The organism is Arthrobacter sp. Y3225209, from assembly GCF_059090685.1.
In genome coordinates, this window is sequence record NZ_JBNHFW010000002.1 from 42,994 (window position 1) to 59,295 (window position 16,302).

Here is a 16,302-nt window from a genome sequence, read left to right on the forward strand (position 1 = left end):
CTGCCACACCGCTGAAACACCGCGGAAACCCGCCGCCCGTAGCGTGGAGGCACACTCCCCGGCCACTGGAGGCAGCATGTCGGATTTGCGACCTTTTTCCGGAGTTTCCGGAGTTTCCGGAGTTTCCGGAGTTTCCGGATTCCGTCCGTACTCAACCCCGCACCTGATCATCCGTGAAGTCCCGTGGAGCAACCCCGTGGGCGCGGATCTGCGTGAGGCACAGCAGGCTGAACTGGATGCCCGCTACGGGACCGTACATCACGACCCGCATCCGCCGCAGGCTGCGGAATCCGCCGTGTTTCTGATCGCCTACGAGCGCAGCAACGGACAGCCGCTGGGCTGCGGCGGCCTGCGCCGGCTGGATACCTCGACGGCGGAGATCAAACGGGTCTATGTGCTCCCCTATGCCCGCGGGTCAGGGGTGGCCACGGCCATCCTTGCGGCGTTGGAGGCAAGGGCACGGCAGATGGGTTTCGCCGTCCTGACCGCGGAGGCAGGCTCCGCCCAACCGGACGGGCACCGGTTCTATGAGAACGGCGGCTACAAGGTGGTGCCCAACTTCGGCCCGTACATCACTGCCGCCGGCTCCACCTGCTATTCAAAAACCATCGGCGCTGCCCTGCCGCTGTAGGACGGGTGCCGTGGGGCAGCCTAATAGTCGGTGCGGTTGGCGGCCGAGGTCCAGGCATCAAACGGCGCCATGCTCGGGGTGCCGTCCACGGAAAGCTGGGTGACCTGCATGGACCGCTCTTCCAGCGGGGTTTCGAAGTACTCATAGAACACGGCGTCGTCGAACCCCGCACTGGCGGCGTCGTGCCGGTCGGCGGCGAACACCACCCGGTCCACCCGCGCCCAGAGTGAGGAGGCCAGGCACATGGGGCACGGTTCGCAGCTGGTGTACAGGACGGCGCCGGTGAGGTCGAAAGTACCCAGGGCTGCGCAGGCGTTGCGGATTGCCGTCACTTCGGCGTGCGCAGTGGGATCGTTGTTGGCCGTCACCCGGTTCACGCCCTCGAAGGCGGCGCCCTCGGCAGTGACAACGACGGCGCCGAACGGGCCGCCGTCTGCCGCGACGTTTTCGGTGGCGAGGCGAATGGCCTGGGCCAGGTAGGTGCTGTCCATATCCGAGGTGCTCATTGGCTTCTCCCTTGGTTCCCGATGCAGTGTTGTTGCAGGTGTGCCAGGTAGATGACCGGTGCATTTCCGGCCCGCCTTCGCAGCAGCGAGGTTAGCAGTTTTTCCGGCCACAACGAATATGGGCCACGTCACGAAGGGACATTGCCGGCTGCGGAGATTTCCCGTGCGCGGCGTTCCCACCGCGAGCCGGGGCCTTCAGCAGCGGCCTCATCCCCGGCGTTGAAGATCCCGCACCGGTCCAGTGACAGGCAGCCGCAGCCGATGCAGCTGTCCAGGGACTGCTGCAGTGCCTGCAACCCGCGGATCCTTCCCGCCACCATGGCGGACCAGTCTGCGCTCATGGCCGACCATTCGGCCCGGGTGGGCGCCCGGTCCGCAGGCAGCACGGCGAGGGCATCCCCCACTTCCCGGAGCGAAAGGCCCATCCGTTGTCCGGCGGAGATAACGGCCAGCCGGCGCAGGACATGGCGAGGAAAGCGGCGCTGGTTGGCGCTTGAGCGCTGGGACCGGATGAGTCCGCGCTCCTCGTAATAGCGGACGGCCGGCACGGAGATGCCGGCACGTTCGGCTACCTCACCAATGGCGAGCAGGTTGCGCGGTTGGGCAGGTTCAGTCACTAGTTCAGTGTCGCAGCGCGCACGTCGCGGCCGGTGACTGTGACGCGTATTTGACCTCCAGCGCACTTGAGCACGTTTGCTCAGTGCAGGGGCTGCCATCCGGGCGCCCGGAGGAAAGGACCGCACATGTTCCGCAGGCAGGCAGCACGGGAAACACTGGAAAACCGCTGGAACCTTACCGGGGCGGCGGGGAGCGCAGGTGCGCCCCGGCGTTCTTCCCCAAACGCCGGAAATACCCGGGCATCAATGCTCCCGGAGACGGCACACCTGTTCTTTCCGCCCCGCTGAGAAGCGCTTCCGGCTACCCATTGTCACCGGCCCGCCGCGGTGGGAACGTAAAAACCATCCGTCTTTGAAAGGACCAGCCATGGAACGCATGATCTTCCCGAATCTTCCGGTTGCGGACCTGAAAGCGGCCGAAAGGTTCTACCTGGGCCTTGGCTTCACCAAGGATCCGCAGTTCAGCAATGATGACGCCGCTGCGATGGTTATCTCCGACAGCATTGTGGTGATGCTCCTGCAGCAGGACTTTTACCAGGGGTTCCTGCCCCAGGGCGACACCCCGCATCTGGGGTCCTCCGGCAAGGAAGTCCTGAACTGCATAAGCTGCGAGAGCCGTGACGAGGTGGACCGGATATTGGCTGCCTGCCAGACGGGCGGCGGCGCTGTTTACGCTCCTGCCGAAGAACGCATGCCCGGCATGTACAGCGGTTCCGCCACCGACCCGGACGGTCACGTCTGGGAATCTATGTGGATGGACCCGGCCAGCGTCGAGGAGCCGGAACGGACATTCGAGGTATCCTCCAACGCCACTGTGCAGGAGCAGAACCAGGCACTCTGACGGTTACCCGGCAGGAGTACCCGAGGTTTCCATCACCATTTCAGCAGCCCCGTCGGCGGTTTTGAGGCTCAGCCGGACCTGGATGCCGGAGAACCGGGCCAGGGAATCCGAATGGGTGCCGCCACAGGGAATGCTGACAGTGCCGTCGGGCAGGTCGCAGACCCACCGGCGCATCCCGGTCAGCAGTTCCGAGTCCCGCTCAATGCGGACCGCGGCGCCGGAGGCCACCCAGCCGGCCAGGGTCCGGTTCACAGCCTCCTCCACGACCTCAGGTGAGGCCAGCAGGGCATCCGGCAGGAACCCCTTGCGGCGCAGGGACTTACCCAGCCGGTAGAGGTCCCGGGAACCGAATTCGGAAATGGTGGACGTCTCGATGGCCAGCGCATCAAAATTGGGATTGCCGGCGGCGTCGGCCTGAACGTCCTTTTTCCAGGCCTCGGCCAGCGCCTTGTTCAGCGCCAGGGATGCCAGGTGGCAGGCAGTGTGCCCGGCGGAAAGGGCTGCCCGGTAGCCGTTATCCACCTGGAACCGCACCTCGGAGCCCTCGGCCGGGACGGTCCCGGCGGGCAGGACGTGGACCACGGTAAAGACCCACCCCTCTGTGCCTTTTCGGACCGGGATGTCCCGGCCCAGGAAAAGCGAGCTGCCGTCCGTAGCGCCGACAACGCAGTATTCCACGGGGACTTCGGTGCCGTCCGCCGTGGTCAGCGTGGCCCGGTCCGCCCCCTGGTCCGGCCATCCCGCGTCCACCGGATGCACCGGGGTGCTGTCGGTCAGTACCGCCAGGCGTCCGTCCGGAAGCGTCTGCGTGTAAAGGACAGTTCCGGTGCCGGCAACGGCACCTGCGGGGTAGGTAACAGTGGTATCGACGGTAGGCAGGCTCATCCGCCCACCCTACCGAAACCGGAGCATGGAACTGTGACGGGGGCCACGGGATTACGCTGTGGGGAAGATCTGCGGTAAAGTCGTAATCACGCCGCGGGGTGGAGCAGTTCGGTAGCTCGCTGGGCTCATAACCCAGAGGTCGCAAGTTCAAATCTTGCCCCCGCAACCACGTAGAAGAATCCCGATCCGGATCACCGGATCGGGATTTTTTGTGCGCTCACACCCTGCCGGCAACGCCCGATGACAGCCTGCTTAGTTGTTTCCTCCATGCCTCCTCCGATAAGTTGCGAGGACCAACCGGCAATGGAGAGGTGGCCTGATTCATGGAAGCCCGAATATCCCTGCAGGTGGACGGGGCCCAGCGCACCCTCACCGTCGACACCCGCACCACCGTTCTGGACGCCCTGCGGGACCGGCTGGGCGTGACCAGCCCCAAGAAGGGTTGCGACCACGGCCAGTGCGGCGCCTGCACGGTACTCCTGGACGGCCGGCGTGCGAATTCCTGTCTGACGCTGGCGGTGGCGCACGACGGCGCGGAGATTGTCACGGCGGAGGGACTGGCGGGCGGCACGGCGGACGGGGAACTGCACCCGGTCCAGCGCGCCTTCCTGGAACAGGACGGTTTCCAGTGCGGCTACTGCACCCCGGGCCAGGTCTGTTCCGCGGCCGGAATCATTGAGGAAGCCGCCGCCGGGCACCCTTCGGCCGCCACCGGCGATCTGCAGGCGGAGGGCGGAATCGACCTGACGGATGCGGAAATCCGCGAGCGCATGAGCGGAAACCTGTGCCGCTGCGGGGCGTACGCCAACATTGTGGCCGCAGTGCGTCAGGCCGCCGTCGCAGCAGCAGCCCGGCGCGGCGGTGCGGCTGATCCGGAGGAACCGGAAGTCGAGGACTCGCCCACAGCGGAATCCATGCCGTCGCACCCGGAGGAACGCCCATGATCCCCTTTGATTACCGGCGGGCCGAGAACGCGGCGTCGGCTGTTGCACTGGTTTCCGGCAATCCGGACGCCGCTTATCTGGCCGGGGGCACCAACCTGGTGGACCGGATGAAGCTCGGGGTGGCTAAACCCGCCATGCTCGTTGATATCAGCCGGCTACCGCTGGACGCCGTCGAGGTCGAAGATGACGGCCGGGTGCGGATCGGAACCAACGTCCGCAACGCCGATCTGGCCGCCAACACGTTCATCCGCCGCCGCTACCCTGCGCTGTCCCAGGCGCTGCTCGCCGGAGCATCCGGACAGCTGCGCAACCTCGCCACCACGGGCGGAAACCTGCTCCAGCGCACCCGCTGCGTGTACTTCCAAAACCCCACCACGCCCTGCAACAAACGCGAACCCGGTACCGGCTGCTCCGCCCTGGACGGGTACACCCGCTACCACGCGATCCTCGGCGCCTCCGAGGACTGCGTGGCCACCCATCCATCGGACATGGCCGTCGCCCTCGCTGCCCTGGACGCCTCCGTAGTGGTGCTGGGCCCGGCTGGGGAACGGATCATCCCGGTCAGTGACTTCCACCGGCTGCCCGGCAGCGAGCCGCAACGTGACACCGTGCTTGAGCACGGCGAACTCATCACCGCCGTCGAACTCCCCCCGGCGCCGGCCCGATCCGCCTACCGCAAGGTCCGGGACCGTGCGTCCTATGCCTTTGCGCTGGTTTCCGTAGCGGCAGCCGTGGAGCTGGAGGACGACGGCGCTAATCCCCCGGTGATCCGGGACGTACGCATTGCCCTGGGCGGGGTGGCGCACAAACCCTGGCGCGCACTGCAGGCCGAAGCGGTACTGCGCGGCGCCCCCGCCACCGAGGAGAACTTCCGCGCCGCCGCCGACGCCGAGCTGCTCTCCGCCCGGGCCCTGAGGGAAAACGGCTTCAAGATCCCCATGGTCCGCAACACGCTGGTGGCGGTCCTCCGTGACCTCACCGGCTCGCCGTCGCCGGACGCGAGCGCCGAAGGAACAGATCACCCCGAGGGTCCGGACGGACCCGCGGATGCCGGCTGGGAGGAACTGGACTCATGAGCAACCTGCTGCCTGCTTCGGCTATCGGCACCGCATTCGAACGGCTCGACGGCGAACTCAAGGTCACCGGAACCGCTCCGTACGCGTATGAGCAGCCGGTGGACCACCCCGTTTACCTGTATCCGGTGCTCTCCACCATTGCCCGCGGGGCCGTGGAACGCGTGGACACCGCCGATGCTGAAGCCATCGAGGGTGTCCTGACCGTCCTGACCGCGGAAACCGCGCCGCGGCTGGCGGATGCCTCGGACCGGGAACTGGCCGTGCTGCAGGACACCACGGTGGGATACCGCGGGCAGATCGTGGCAGCCATCCTGGCCGAGACGCCGGAGATTGCCCGGCAGGCAGCGGATACGGTCCGGGTGAGCTATGCGGAGGAACCTTTTGCCGCCCAGCTCCGTGCCGACGATCCCGCCCTCTACGCCCCGGAGGAGCTGAATGCCGGCACCCCTACGGACAGCAGCCAGGGGAACGCGGACGCGGCCTTCGACACTGCCGCACTGAAGATCGAACAGACCTATTCCACCCCCGCCGAGCACAACAATCCGCTGGAACCCCATGCCACCGTGGCGCAGTGGGACGGCTCCGTGCTGACCCTGTGGGACTCCACCCAGGGTGTGCATGCCGTCAAGGGCACCCTGGCCCAGGTGCTCGGACTGGAGCAGGAGCAGGTACGGGTGATAGCCCCGCACGTGGGTGGCGGGTTCGGCTCCAAGGGCATGCCGCACGTACACGTGGTGATGGCGGCCCTCGCCGCACAGTGCACCGACGGGCGGCCGGTGAAGTTCCCGGTCAGCCGCCAGCAGATGTACAGCCTCACCAGCCACCGCACCCCCACCATCCAGCGCATCCGGCTGGGCGCCGCCGACGACGGCCGGCTGACCGCCATGTCCCTGGACATTGTGGAACACACCTCCCGCATCAAGGAGTTCGCCGAACAGACGCCCGCGCCGTTCCGGATGATGTATGCCTCCCCCAACCGGAGCACCACCACCCGGCTGGCTCCTCTGGATATTCCGGTGCCGTCCTGGATGCGGGCGCCGGGTGAGTGCCCGGGCATGTTCGGTCCCGAGGTGGCCATGGATGAACTGGCCGCCGCTGCCGGGCTGGACCCCATCGAACTGCGCCGCCGGAACGAACCGGCGGCGGATCCGGAGACCGGCAAACCCTGGTCCAGCCGGCACCTGATGGAGTGCTTCGATCTGGGCGCCGAACGGTTCGGCTGGGACCGGCGGGTCACCCGGCCGCGCTCGGTGCAGCAGGACGGCTGGCTGGTAGGCCTGGGCACGGCCAGCGCCGTGTATCCCTTTATGCGCCAGCCCGCCAATACGGCGCGGATCAGCTATGAACAGGACGGGATCTACTCAGTGCAGATCGGCGCCGCGGACATTGGCACCGGTGCGTGGACGTCCCTGACACAGATCGCCGCCGATGCGCTACGGGTTCCGGCGAACCGGATCCGGCTCGGCATCGGCGATACCCGGTTCCCCGCGGCCAGCGTGGCCGGCGGGTCCTCCGGCACGGCCAGCTGGGGTGGCACCATCATTGCTGCAGCCAAAGCCTTCCGAGCCGACCACGGTGAACACCCCTCCCCCGGCGCCACCACCGAAGCGGACGCACCCGAAGACGCCGAAGCGCACAACTTCGCCCTCTACTCCTTCGGTGCACACTTCGCCGAGGTGCATATCTCTGCCGATACCGGGGAGATCCGGGTGGCCCGGATGCTCGGGGTCTTTTCCGCAGGGCGGATCATCAACCCGCGGACCGCCCGTTCCCAGTTCCTTGGCGGAATGACCATGGGCCTGGGCATGGCCCTGCACGAGCAGAGTGTCCTGGATCCGCGGTTCGGGATCTTCGTCAACCACGATCTGGCCGAATACCATGTCCCCACCAATGCGGATGTGCTGGACATGGATGCCGTGTGGATTGAGGACCGGGACGAGCACGCGGGGCCGCTGGGCGCCCGCGGCATCGGGGAAATCGGAATTGTGGGCAGTGCCGCAGCCATTGCCAATGCTGCCTACAACGCCTCGGGTATCCGGGTGCGGGACCTGCCACTGACCCCGGACAAGTTCCTGGCGTAACGAAGCGTTCCAGCACGGGGCGGACGGTTCCGGATGTGCAAAACTGGCGCCATGACCGCCGTGCGCCCTCTTCCCGCCGTCCTGACCGGCCGGTGGGTCCGGCTTGAACCGCTCACCGCTGACCTGCTGCCGGAACTGCACCGGGCCATCGCCGTCCCCGAGGTATTTGCGGGCGGCTACGGTGGCGGACCCGCGGGGCTCCGGGAGGACCTTTTCGGGTTCACCGAGTGGGCGCGGACGTACTACCGGTGGAACGAACTGCCGTTTGCGGTCCGCCGGATCGGCGGGAACAGCGATGGCGCCATCGTGGGCACCAGCAGCCTGGCGGATCTGGACCCGGGAACCGAATCGGCCCAGCTGGGCTGGACTGCGTATGCCCCCTCGGTCTGGGGTACCGCCGTGAACGCAGAGACCAAGCTCCTGCTGCTGGGCCATGCGTTCGCCTCCGGGATCGGCCGGATCACCATCCAGGCGGATTCCCGCAACGAACGGTCCCGGGCCGCGATCCTCGGCATCGGCGCGGTTTTTGAGGGCATCCGCCGCCGGGACAGGCGCCGGGCGGACGGCAGCTGGCGGGATACAGCGGTGTACTCGGTCCTCTCGGAGGAGTGGCCACAGGTCCGGGCACTCCTCGAACACAGGGTGGCGGGGTTCGCGGCCCCAGCGGGTCGCGGCGCAGCGAAGATGACCCGGGAGTAGCATTTCGCCCACAGGTATCCCGGCGACGGCGCCGGGAACAGGAAGGAACGGGGACCAACGTGGGCGCGAACTTCGGGGATTACCAGCTGGGCATTTACATGAACGGAGCCCAAGGCGTGGTCCCTGAACTGCCGATGGGCTTTGCCGCCACGGAGGAGTTGGCGCAAACCGTGATGGACCCCCGGGTCCTGGGGTACGTGGCCGGCGGCGCCGGCAACGAACACACCCAGCGGGCCAATGTCGCTGCCTTTGACCGGTTGGGCATCATGCCGAGAATGCTGGTCGGTGCGGCACAGCGCGATCTGGGAATCGACCTGTTTGGCCACCGGATGCCGTCGCCCCTCTTCTTCGCCCCCGTGGGCGTGCTGGGCGCAGTGGCGGACGACGGCGACCTGGCCACCGCGGCGTCGTCGTCGGAGCTGGGCGTACCGATGGTGGCGTCCACGCTGGCCTCCGCCCCGTTGGAGCAGGTCCGCGCAGCGGCCGGCGGGACGCCCGGGTTTTTCCAGCTCTACCCGCCGGCGGACCGTGAACTGACGGAATCCCTGGTGCACCGCGCCGAAGCGGCCGGTTACACGGGCATAGTCATCACCCTGGATACCTGGGTGAACGGCTGGCGCCCTCGGGACCTCAGCGCCGCCTACCTGCCCATGCTCTCCGGGCAATGCCTGGCCAATTACCTGACCGATGACCGTTTCCGGAAGCTGCTGGCCGAGCAGGGCTCCACCGACCCGGCTGCCGTGGTGATGCTCTGGGCCTCACTGTTCGGGAATCCCACGATGACCTGGGAGGACCTGGCCTGGTTCCGGTCCCTGACCAGCCTGCCCATCCTGCTCAAGGGCATCTGCTCCCCCGATGACACCCGGCGCGCCCTGGACGGCGGGATGGACGGGATCTACTGCTCCAACCACGGCGGCCGGCAGGCCAACGGCGGGATTCCCGCGATCGATTGCCTGCCCGGCGTGGTGGAGGCGGCCGACGGCGCGCCGGTGCTTTTCGATTCAGGAGTGCGTTCCGGCGTGGACGCGCTGCGGGCACTGGCCCTCGGGGCGACCGCGGTGGGGATCGGACGGCCCTACGTGTACGGGCTGGCCGTGGGCGGGCAGGCCGGGGTGTCCCATGTGATGCGCAGCCTGCTTGCCGAGGCGGACCTGACCATGGCGGTCAACGGCTATCCGGACCTGGCCTCGCTGCGGGGAGCCCTGCACCGGCTCTAAGGCTGTCCGGGCTCTAGGGCTTCCGGGCTTCGGGCCCCCGCCGCGCGGGACCCGCGCCCGGGGACCGGTTGGGGTGCGGGCGGAAAACCTTCCCTTGGCCACCAAACGGGAAGAAGGTTCCGCAGCGAACCGAGCCAGGCTTCGACGTCGTCGTCGTCACTGATGACCCACTGCTCGAACCAGGACGCGTAAGCGCCGCCCAGGTACCCGGCGGTAGCCTCCGGATCAAGGTCCGGAAGCACTCCGTGTGCCTGCCACACGTCCATGGCCAGCACAAAGCGCATCCGCAGGTTTTCGACCAGGACGCCGAGGAACGCTTCGGTGTGGAACAGGGCCCGGTACACCCGCTGTTCGTCCTTGGTGTGCTGCAGGATCTGCCGGATGGATTCAACGTAGAGTTCGCCGATTTCGGCGACGGTGCGGCCGGTCCCCCGCTGGTCCAGGTCCACGGTGCCCAGCCGGTCCACGAGTCCGGCGTAGACGGAGGCTGCGAAGTCGAAAATGTTCCGGTGATGCCCGTAGAAGGTGGTCCGGTGCACTCCGGCCACTTTGCAGAGCGCGGAGACGCTGATTTCCGCCAGTTCATGCTCACGCAGGAGCTCCCATAGTCCTGCTTCGAGGGCTTCCCGGGTCCGGGCAGTCCGGGGTTCCTCCGGAGAGGGGCGCCGGGGCGGCTTGGGCTCTTCCGGTGCAGACATAAACCTAATCTTCGCAGATACACGAAAGGACCCCGCCGAAGCGGAGTCCTTTCATGCCGCGGCGCAGGGGGACGCCGCAAGCTTGTATGCGCAGGGGCCTTAGTGGTTGGCCAGGCCTGCGGTTTCGCCGCCGTCAACAACGAACTCGGCTCCGGTGGAGAAGCTGGAATCGTCGCTCGCGAGGAAGAGGACCATCCGGGACACTTCCTCCGCCTCACCCATGCGGTGCAGGGCGACGTGGTTCATGGGGTTCTCCATGCCCTCGGTCATCGGCGTCTTGATGACGCCCGGGTGCACCGAGTTCACGCGGATGCCGTACTTGCCCAGATCCAGGGCCACGGACTTGCTCAGGCCGCGCACCGCGTACTTGGTGGCGGTGTAGCCCGGCAGTTCCACGAAGCCCAGCAGGCCGGCGGTGGAGGAGATGTTGATGATCGAGCCGCCCTTGGATTCCTTCAGTGCCGGAATCGCTGACTGGATACCCAGGAAGACGCCGTTGAGGTTGATGTTTACAATCGCATTCCACTGCTCAACGCTGTAATCCTCGATGTGCCCGAAGTTCGCGATGCCCGCATTGTTGACCAGCACGTCCAGGCCGCCGAATTCGGTGACGGCGGTCCGCACCGCAGCTTCCCAGTCTTCTTCCTTGGTCACATCCAGGTGGACGTAACGGGCGTTGTCGCCCAGCTCCGCGGCGGTCTGCCGGCCGTCGTCGTCGAGAATGTCGCCAATAACGACCATGGCACCTTCTTCGACCAGCAGGCGGGCATGCGAGGCACCCATGCCCCGTGCGCCTCCGCTGATCAGTGCCACTTTGCCGCTTACGCGTCCCATTACGTTCCCTTCGTTGTGATTACATCCTGCCCTATTCAACACATGTAGAAGAACTCGGCATTCCGAAAACACGGAAATGTGACGCGGCGAACATTTATCAGAGGGGCTGCTCCTGTTGCCGGCGCGGCGGCAGCGGGATGATCGGGGAGGTGTGCTGTTCATACCGGCGGTAATCCGGATACCTGCTCCGGGAGATGCTCTCGGTAAAAACAGTGGAACCGATAAACAACAGCGTCAGGAGCACCGGTCCGGCCAGGGTCCAGTGCAGCCACGCGCCGGATGCCGTGATGGCAAACCCGTAGAAGAGCCACCACTGGACCTGCTCGAAGAAAAAGTTCGGATGCCGCGAGAACCGGAACAGCCCCGTGTGGACAAACCCCGGCGCCGGGGTTCGCCCGGCAGCGCGCTGGGCCTTTTTCCACTGTTGAAAGTTCCACTGCTCCTGATCCGCCAGCGTCTCTCCGGCCAGGGCCGCAAGGAACAGTACCGCCAGCAGCCAGTCCCCCGGGGTCAGCGGGCCCGGGTGTTGGTACACGGTAAGCACCGGCAGGGTGATCAGCCAGATAATGGCGTTCTGGTACACGCTAATGAACCCGAGGTTGAAGAGCTGGAACTGCCAGGGCCGCAGCCGCTGCTGCAGTATCCCCCACCGGTAATCCTCCCCGCCTGGCCGGTACCCGCCCTTCCGGGCGAAATTGAACGTCAGCCGGGCACCCCACAGCGACACAAGGACCGCCATCAGCACTATCCGCGGCTCGCCCCCGGATGCGGCGGCAAAGACCCAGAGATAAACCACCGGGGTCACTGACCAGATCCGGTCGGTCCATGAGTACTCCCGCGTCAGGAGCGAAAAAACCCACGTTCCGGCGGCAGTGGCAAGGAAAATCCAGAAGCAGGTGCGAACCGGGTCCATTCTTGTCAGGATACGGACGCCTGTTTCCAAGCGGGAGCCCTCCGGCCCGAAGCCGGGACACACGGGGCGGACCCCGTGCCACACAGCCGGCAAATAAAGGGCCCGTCGCCTGCGCAGGCATACTATGTCCGGATGGCCACCCTGATCACCCCGCATGCCCGTTTCCGTGAAAGCTGGCTTGCCGCCGCCGAAGAGTTCGGCGGCGAGCACATGGACGGTTCCGGCGTGTACGGCGGGAACCCGCTCGAGCGGATCCGCACGGAAATAGCCGCGGATTTCCCCGGTTTTGTCGACGGGCTGGTGGCGGAGCGGCTGCCGGAGACGCCCCGACCGCCTGAGTTTGTGCCCTGCACATATCTTTGGCTGGTCGAAGAGGATGAATTCCTCGGGTCCCTGGCCATCCGGCACACCCTGAACGACTTCCTGTTCGAACAGGGCGGGCACATCGGTTACAGCGTGCGGCCCTCGGCCCGCCGGCAGGGACACGCCGTCCGTGCCCTGCATGATGCCCTGCCGGTTGCCCGCGGGCTGGGAATCGAGCGGGTGCTCGTCACCTGCGCCGAGGACAACACCGGCTCCCGGACGATCATCGAGAAAAACGGCGGCGTGTATGAGGACTCACGGGAAGGTGCCCGGCGGTACTGGATCGAGTTGCCCTAACCGGGCGTTTTCCTGCGGCAGGATGGCAACCTGCCTACCCCTGATGGTCAGCAGGCTTATGGTTCTTATGGTTACTCGTCACACCATCAAGCAGCGCCGAAGGGGACGCCATGAGCGAGGAACGCCGCAGGGAAATCGGCCAGTCCGATGCACCCGTTGAAGACGAACTGCACGAATCATTTGAGAATACGATCACCGAAGGCGGGGAACGGCTGCACCGGACGGTTCGCACCATTCTGATCACCGGCTTTTTCGGCGGCCTCGAAGTGGGACTCGGTGTGATGGCCTACTTGGCGGTTATGCATGAAACGGGCGACCACCTGCTGGCCGGCATTGCCTTCAGCGTCGGGTTGATCGCCCTGTTCCTTGCCCACAGTGAGCTCTTCACCGAGAACTTCCTTATGCCCGTTGCCGCAGTTGCCGCCAAAGAAGGCAGCGTTAAGCAGTTGGGCAAACTGTGGGGCGGAACCCTGGTGGCCAACCTCGCTGGCGGCTGGGTCTTTATGTGGATTGTCATGCAGGCGTTTCCGCAATGGGAGCCAACGGTGGCGGAATCGGCACGGCACTTCACCGACGCACCGTTTTCCCTCCAGACTGTTGCCCTGGCCATTCTGGGCGGCAGCACCATCACCCTCATGAGCCGTATGCAGCAGGGCACCACCTCTGACCCGGCCAAGATCGTGGCTACGGTAATCGGCGGGTTCCTCCTCGCCGGCCTGCAACTGTTCCACTCAATCCTGGATTCCCTGCTCGTGTTCGGCGCCATCCAGTCCGGCGCCGGGATCAGTTACCTGCAATGGCTGGGGTGGTTCGGATACACCCTGCTGTTCAACATGATCGGCGGCCTGGTCCTGGTGACGGCGCTGCGTCTGCTGCGCACCAAGGAACTGGTGGCCCAGCGGCGCAGGGAGGCACCTGATGACCCGGACGCCGCCCGCAAGGATGCCTAGGGACTCCGACGGGCCAGGCCGGCCAGGCCACCGGCGGCACACAGGGCGGCAGCCAGAGCCGCCGGGAGCGCCGGACCCCAGAGGTCCAGTGCCACGCCGAAGCCCGCCGATCCGGCAGCCTGCCCGGTAGCCAGGGCAATAAAGAGCATGGAAGTGCCCGCCCCGGCATGGTACGGCCAGACGGACCGTGCCCATAGGATGAGCACGGCCGACATACCCATGTATCCGGCGCCGAAGACGGCCAGCCCGGCATAGGCGGCCCAGGGATTGCCCGTTACGGCGGATAATCCGACGGCGGCTGTCGCCACGGCCAGAGACCCGGCGCAGAGGACCCATCCCGCCCGGAGGCCAATGCGGTTCACCAGCTTCCCGGTCAGCGTGCCAAACAGGCCGCCGGCCCCGAGCACGATCCAGAGCCACCCCACTTGCCCCCCGGCCACCGCTCCACCCTGGCTGACCAGCAGCGGACCGAAGGTCCACGCAAGGGCGGAGCCGGCACCGACAACCACCGCAGCAGCACTGGGAATACCCAGAAGCTTCCAGGAAGCAGCATCCGGGGACCGGGCGGCTGGGCGACGGGCGCCGGAGAGTGCGGCCGGATGGCGGACGGGGTACCAGGCAGCAGCTGCGGCCGCGGCACAGATCAACGCCATGAGCAGCCAGGCGAAACCGACCGAGGGCGCCGCGAAGGCTATGCCGCCGGCTCCGATGACTCCCACCGCGGTCCCGGCATTGGCAACGGACTGTGCCGTGCCCGCGGATCCCGGGTCCGTCACCGCGTCAATGACCGGCACCAGGGCCGGGGAGGCAAAGCCGCCGCCCATGCCACCGATCAGGACGGCCAGCACGAACATCAGCGGTTCTGTTGCCACGGCCACCCCGATACAGCCAGCCGTTGCCGTGGCCCCGGCCAGCAGCAGTCCGGTACGCGGGTGCCGATCCACGAGCCGGGCGGCGGCAAACGCCGCCAGGGAATAGGACGTGAACTGCGCCGCTGCGCCCCAACCCAGGGCACCGACCAGCTCCGGACGGACGGCCGCCAGCGCGGGGGCAAACAGACCCACCCCAAACCGGGCCATCCCGTACGTGGCGGCGATGAGCAGCATGCCGGCAACAGCGATCCCCGGGCCTGCGGCGGAGCTGAGGCGTGTCTGGCTCATGGGCACCTGCTTAACGATCGTTTCACTGTAACGAACGTTAAACTATAGGCATGGCATCCCCGCAGGACACCCAAACCCGGCTGCTCGACTCGGCGGAAAAGCTGTTTTTCCAGAACGGCATTGCCGTTTCGGGGGTGGACTCCGTGGCGGCCGACGCCGGCGTCTCGGTGGTGACCCTCTATAAACACTTCAAGTCCAAGGACAACCTCCTCCGCGAAGTCCTCGCGCGCAGGCTCAGCGACTGGACGGGACACTGGGATGCCGCCATAGCCGCTGCCCCGTCGCCCGCCGACCGCCTGCTGGCGGTTTTCGATGCGGTTGAGACCTTCCGCGCGGCATCCGGTCCCACCCAGTGGTGTTGCTTCCTTGCCACCGCATCCGAGCGTCCCATCCCGGCCGTGGGGGCATCCGACCCGGTGCAGGCACTGCTGGAGACGGACAGCCGGCTGGTCAGTGAACGGCTCGGGGAACTGGCCCGGGCGGCTGGCTGCCGGCAGCCTGCTGCCACTGCCTCAGCCCTGCTGCTGATCTACAACGGCGTTCTGGCCAGCCTGCTGCGCGGCCTGCCGGCGGACCCGATTGTCAGCGCCCGTGCAGCGGCCCGGGCGCTCCTGCGGGCCGAAGCATAGGGACTCTCCGGCCCCGTTCACGGACCGCACGCCGTGGCGGAGCCGGGAGCACTTGCCCCGGGAGGATATGCTGACGGCACAGCGTGGGACTGCGGAACCGCTGGCGGCGGTTAGTACCGGCGCCAGGCACTATCCACACACCCCGCGCCTGGGACTTGACTCCTTCTCTATTGCCCGCGGTCCAAGCTGCCACGGCCGTGTGTGAGCGGCCGGTGCAGGTCAGTGCGGTCTTTGGGAGCCCCGCTTCCGAAGCATGCCTACCTGAACAGAGGGACGTCATTTTGAATTTCACCGTCGGCCAGACCCTGGTATATCCGCACCACGGCGCCGTCACAGTCACAGATATCTCCCCCATGACCATCAAGGGGGTTGAACGGGAAACCCTTACCTTCCGCGTGCACGCCACGGAGCTGACCATCAAGCTCCCCGCGGACAACGCCGAGGACGTGGGGGTGCGCAGCGTCATTAACGACGACGGCGTTCAGGCCGTGTTCTCCGTGCTGCGCGGCCCGGCCGGCCTCGAACCGGACAACTGGTCCCGCAGGTTCAAAGCCAATGAGGGCAAGATGAGCACCGGCGAGCTCCACCTGATTGCCGAAGTTGTCCGCGACCTGTGGTCCCGCGAACGGACCCATCCGCTGTCCACCGGCGAAAAACGGATGCTCCTCAAAGCCCGGCAGCTGCTGGTTTCCGAACTTGCCCTGGCCCGCCAGGCCACGGCGGAAGAGGCAGGTGAACTCCTGGACGCGGTCCTTATGGAGGCTGCCGGGGAACCGGAGCTGGCCAGCAGCTGACCCCGCCGCCGGGTTCCCTGCCGACCGCAGCGGCGCAGGGAATCCGGGGGTCCCGGCAGGCCCGTTTCGGCCCCGGTGCACCGTTTTGAAACCGGGCAGCCCTGCGTTGTATCACGGTATATAGGACGGTTCCCGCCCCCGGGGCAGGCACCGTCCAACGGATCAAA

Annotated in this window: 18 protein-coding genes and 1 tRNA gene; 12 read left to right on the forward strand and 7 right to left on the reverse strand. The window is 66.7% G+C overall.

Annotated elements, in window-relative coordinates; genetic code table 11:
• Positions 1-196: 196 nt before the first annotated feature.
• Positions 197-631, forward strand: coding sequence for a GNAT family N-acetyltransferase (locus tag AC5RVB_RS01650; RefSeq protein ID WP_227902998.1), 435 nt, complete (start codon positions 197-199; stop codon positions 629-631).
• Between the two features lie 20 nt (positions 632-651).
• Here AC5RVB_RS01650 and AC5RVB_RS01655 read toward each other — a convergent pair whose 3' ends face one another.
• Positions 652-1,137, reverse strand: a complete 486-nt coding sequence (locus tag AC5RVB_RS01655; RefSeq protein ID WP_290243594.1) for a nucleoside deaminase — start codon at positions 1,135-1,137, stop codon at positions 652-654.
• A 128-nt stretch (positions 1,138-1,265) separates the two neighbouring features.
• On the reverse strand, positions 1,266-1,754 hold the full coding sequence (gene soxR / locus AC5RVB_RS01660) for a redox-sensitive transcriptional activator SoxR (protein ID WP_227902999.1): 489 nt from the start codon (positions 1,752-1,754) through the stop codon (positions 1,266-1,268).
• A 367-nt stretch (positions 1,755-2,121) separates the two neighbouring features.
• Here soxR and AC5RVB_RS01665 point away from each other — a divergent pair, with 367 nt between their 5' ends.
• Complete coding sequence (locus tag AC5RVB_RS01665) at positions 2,122-2,595, forward strand: VOC family protein (RefSeq protein ID WP_494141787.1); 474 nt, start codon at positions 2,122-2,124, stop codon at positions 2,593-2,595.
• Positions 2,596-2,598: 3 nt separating this feature from the next.
• On the opposite strand, the gene AC5RVB_RS01670 is transcribed toward AC5RVB_RS01665, so the two are convergent.
• Positions 2,599-3,480 carry an alanyl-tRNA editing protein gene (locus AC5RVB_RS01670; protein WP_494141788.1) on the reverse strand — a complete coding sequence of 294 codons (882 nt, stop codon included), beginning with the start codon at positions 3,478-3,480 and terminating at the stop codon, positions 2,599-2,601.
• A gap of 92 nt (positions 3,481-3,572) precedes the next feature.
• On the opposite strand from AC5RVB_RS01670, the gene AC5RVB_RS01675 reads away from it, so the two are divergent.
• From AC5RVB_RS01675 to AC5RVB_RS01700, 6 genes are all read left to right on the forward strand, one after another.
• Positions 3,573-3,649 (forward strand) — tRNA-Met (locus AC5RVB_RS01675).
• A 154-nt stretch (positions 3,650-3,803) separates the two neighbouring features.
• Entirely contained in the window at positions 3,804-4,424 is a 621-nt protein-coding gene (locus AC5RVB_RS01680; RefSeq protein ID WP_227903002.1) for a (2Fe-2S)-binding protein, read from the forward strand.
• On the forward strand, positions 4,421-5,500 hold the full coding sequence (locus tag AC5RVB_RS01685; RefSeq protein ID WP_227903003.1) for an FAD binding domain-containing protein: 1,080 nt from the start codon (positions 4,421-4,423) through the stop codon (positions 5,498-5,500). The genes AC5RVB_RS01680 and AC5RVB_RS01685 overlap by 4 nt, the downstream gene beginning before the upstream one ends.
• Positions 5,497-7,581 carry a xanthine dehydrogenase family protein molybdopterin-binding subunit gene (locus tag AC5RVB_RS01690; RefSeq protein ID WP_494141789.1) on the forward strand — a complete coding sequence of 695 codons (2,085 nt, stop codon included), beginning with the start codon at positions 5,497-5,499 and terminating at the stop codon, positions 7,579-7,581. The genes AC5RVB_RS01685 and AC5RVB_RS01690 overlap by 4 nt, the downstream gene beginning before the upstream one ends.
• Before the next feature lie 51 nt (positions 7,582-7,632).
• Positions 7,633-8,280: a GNAT family N-acetyltransferase gene (locus AC5RVB_RS01695; protein WP_494141790.1), complete on the forward strand. Its 648-nt coding sequence runs from the start codon at positions 7,633-7,635 to the stop codon at positions 8,278-8,280.
• Positions 8,281-8,339: 59 nt separating this feature from the next.
• A complete protein-coding gene (locus AC5RVB_RS01700; RefSeq protein WP_227903006.1) occupies positions 8,340-9,497 on the forward strand; it encodes an alpha-hydroxy-acid oxidizing protein in 1,158 nt (385 codons plus the stop codon).
• On the opposite strand, the gene AC5RVB_RS01705 is transcribed toward AC5RVB_RS01700, so the two are convergent.
• The 3 genes from AC5RVB_RS01705 to AC5RVB_RS01715 all read right to left on the reverse strand — a co-directional run bounded on the left by AC5RVB_RS01705 (position 9,494) and on the right by AC5RVB_RS01715 (position 11,942).
• Positions 9,494-10,195: a TetR/AcrR family transcriptional regulator gene (locus AC5RVB_RS01705; RefSeq protein ID WP_227903007.1), complete on the reverse strand. Its 702-nt coding sequence runs from the start codon at positions 10,193-10,195 to the stop codon at positions 9,494-9,496. The genes AC5RVB_RS01700 and AC5RVB_RS01705 overlap by 4 nt on opposite strands.
• 99 nt (positions 10,196-10,294) lie before the next feature.
• On the reverse strand, positions 10,295-11,029 hold the full coding sequence (locus tag AC5RVB_RS01710; protein ID WP_494141791.1) for a glucose 1-dehydrogenase: 735 nt from the start codon (positions 11,027-11,029) through the stop codon (positions 10,295-10,297).
• Between the two features lie 97 nt (positions 11,030-11,126).
• Positions 11,127-11,942 (reverse strand): DUF1295 domain-containing protein, encoded by an 816-nt coding sequence (locus AC5RVB_RS01715; RefSeq protein WP_227928228.1) that lies wholly within the window; start codon positions 11,940-11,942, stop codon positions 11,127-11,129.
• A 132-nt stretch (positions 11,943-12,074) separates the two neighbouring features.
• Here AC5RVB_RS01715 and AC5RVB_RS01720 point away from each other — a divergent pair, with 132 nt between their 5' ends.
• Both AC5RVB_RS01720 and AC5RVB_RS01725 read left to right on the forward strand, forming a co-directional pair.
• Positions 12,075-12,602, forward strand: a complete 528-nt coding sequence (locus tag AC5RVB_RS01720) for a GNAT family N-acetyltransferase (protein ID WP_494141792.1) — start codon at positions 12,075-12,077, stop codon at positions 12,600-12,602.
• A gap of 110 nt (positions 12,603-12,712) precedes the next feature.
• Positions 12,713-13,552 (forward strand): formate/nitrite transporter family protein, encoded by an 840-nt coding sequence (locus tag AC5RVB_RS01725; RefSeq protein ID WP_227903011.1) that lies wholly within the window; start codon positions 12,713-12,715, stop codon positions 13,550-13,552.
• On the opposite strand, the gene AC5RVB_RS01730 is transcribed toward AC5RVB_RS01725, so the two are convergent.
• The gene (locus tag AC5RVB_RS01730; RefSeq protein ID WP_494141793.1) at positions 13,549-14,712 is read right to left on the reverse strand and encodes an MFS transporter; all 1,164 of its coding nucleotides are present in this window, start codon (positions 14,710-14,712) and stop codon (positions 13,549-13,551) included. The two genes, AC5RVB_RS01725 and AC5RVB_RS01730, sit on opposite strands and share 4 nt — an antisense overlap.
• A 50-nt stretch (positions 14,713-14,762) precedes the next feature.
• On the opposite strand from AC5RVB_RS01730, the gene AC5RVB_RS01735 reads away from it, so the two are divergent.
• Entirely contained in the window at positions 14,763-15,341 is a 579-nt protein-coding gene (locus tag AC5RVB_RS01735) for a TetR/AcrR family transcriptional regulator (RefSeq protein ID WP_290243569.1), read from the forward strand.
• A 281-nt stretch (positions 15,342-15,622) separates the two neighbouring features.
• Positions 15,623-16,135, forward strand: a complete 513-nt coding sequence (locus tag AC5RVB_RS01740) for a CarD family transcriptional regulator (protein ID WP_494141794.1) — start codon at positions 15,623-15,625, stop codon at positions 16,133-16,135.
• The last annotated feature ends 167 nt before the right edge of the window (positions 16,136-16,302 follow it).

Bases quoted from the DNA above. Each gene is read 5' to 3' on its own strand.
- AC5RVB_RS01655 (WP_290243594.1), bottom strand. From the start codon at position 1,137: ATGAGCACCTCGGATATGGACAGCACCTACCTGGCCCAGGCCATTCGC.
- AC5RVB_RS01665 (WP_494141787.1), top strand. From the start codon at position 2,122: ATGGAACGCATGATCTTCCCGAATCTTCCGGTTGCGGACCTGAAAGCG.
- AC5RVB_RS01670 (WP_494141788.1), bottom strand. From the start codon at position 3,480: ATGAGCCTGCCTACCGTCGATACCACTGTTACCTACCCCGCAGGTGCC.
- AC5RVB_RS01680 (WP_227903002.1), top strand. From the start codon at position 3,804: ATGGAAGCCCGAATATCCCTGCAGGTGGACGGGGCCCAGCGCACCCTC.
- AC5RVB_RS01685 (WP_227903003.1), top strand. From the start codon at position 4,421: ATGATCCCCTTTGATTACCGGCGGGCCGAGAACGCGGCGTCGGCTGTT.
- AC5RVB_RS01690 (WP_494141789.1), top strand. From the start codon at position 5,497: ATGAGCAACCTGCTGCCTGCTTCGGCTATCGGCACCGCATTCGAACGG.
- AC5RVB_RS01695 (WP_494141790.1), top strand. From the start codon at position 7,633: ATGACCGCCGTGCGCCCTCTTCCCGCCGTCCTGACCGGCCGGTGGGTC.
- AC5RVB_RS01705 (WP_227903007.1), bottom strand. From the start codon at position 10,195: ATGTCTGCACCGGAAGAGCCCAAGCCGCCCCGGCGCCCCTCTCCGGAG.
- AC5RVB_RS01710 (WP_494141791.1), bottom strand. From the start codon at position 11,029: ATGGGACGCGTAAGCGGCAAAGTGGCACTGATCAGCGGAGGCGCACGG.
- AC5RVB_RS01715 (WP_227928228.1), bottom strand. From the start codon at position 11,942: ATGGACCCGGTTCGCACCTGCTTCTGGATTTTCCTTGCCACTGCCGCC.
- AC5RVB_RS01720 (WP_494141792.1), top strand. From the start codon at position 12,075: ATGGCCACCCTGATCACCCCGCATGCCCGTTTCCGTGAAAGCTGGCTT.
- AC5RVB_RS01725 (WP_227903011.1), top strand. From the start codon at position 12,713: ATGAGCGAGGAACGCCGCAGGGAAATCGGCCAGTCCGATGCACCCGTT.
- AC5RVB_RS01730 (WP_494141793.1), bottom strand. From the start codon at position 14,712: ATGAGCCAGACACGCCTCAGCTCCGCCGCAGGCCCGGGGATCGCTGTT.
- AC5RVB_RS01735 (WP_290243569.1), top strand. From the start codon at position 14,763: ATGGCATCCCCGCAGGACACCCAAACCCGGCTGCTCGACTCGGCGGAA.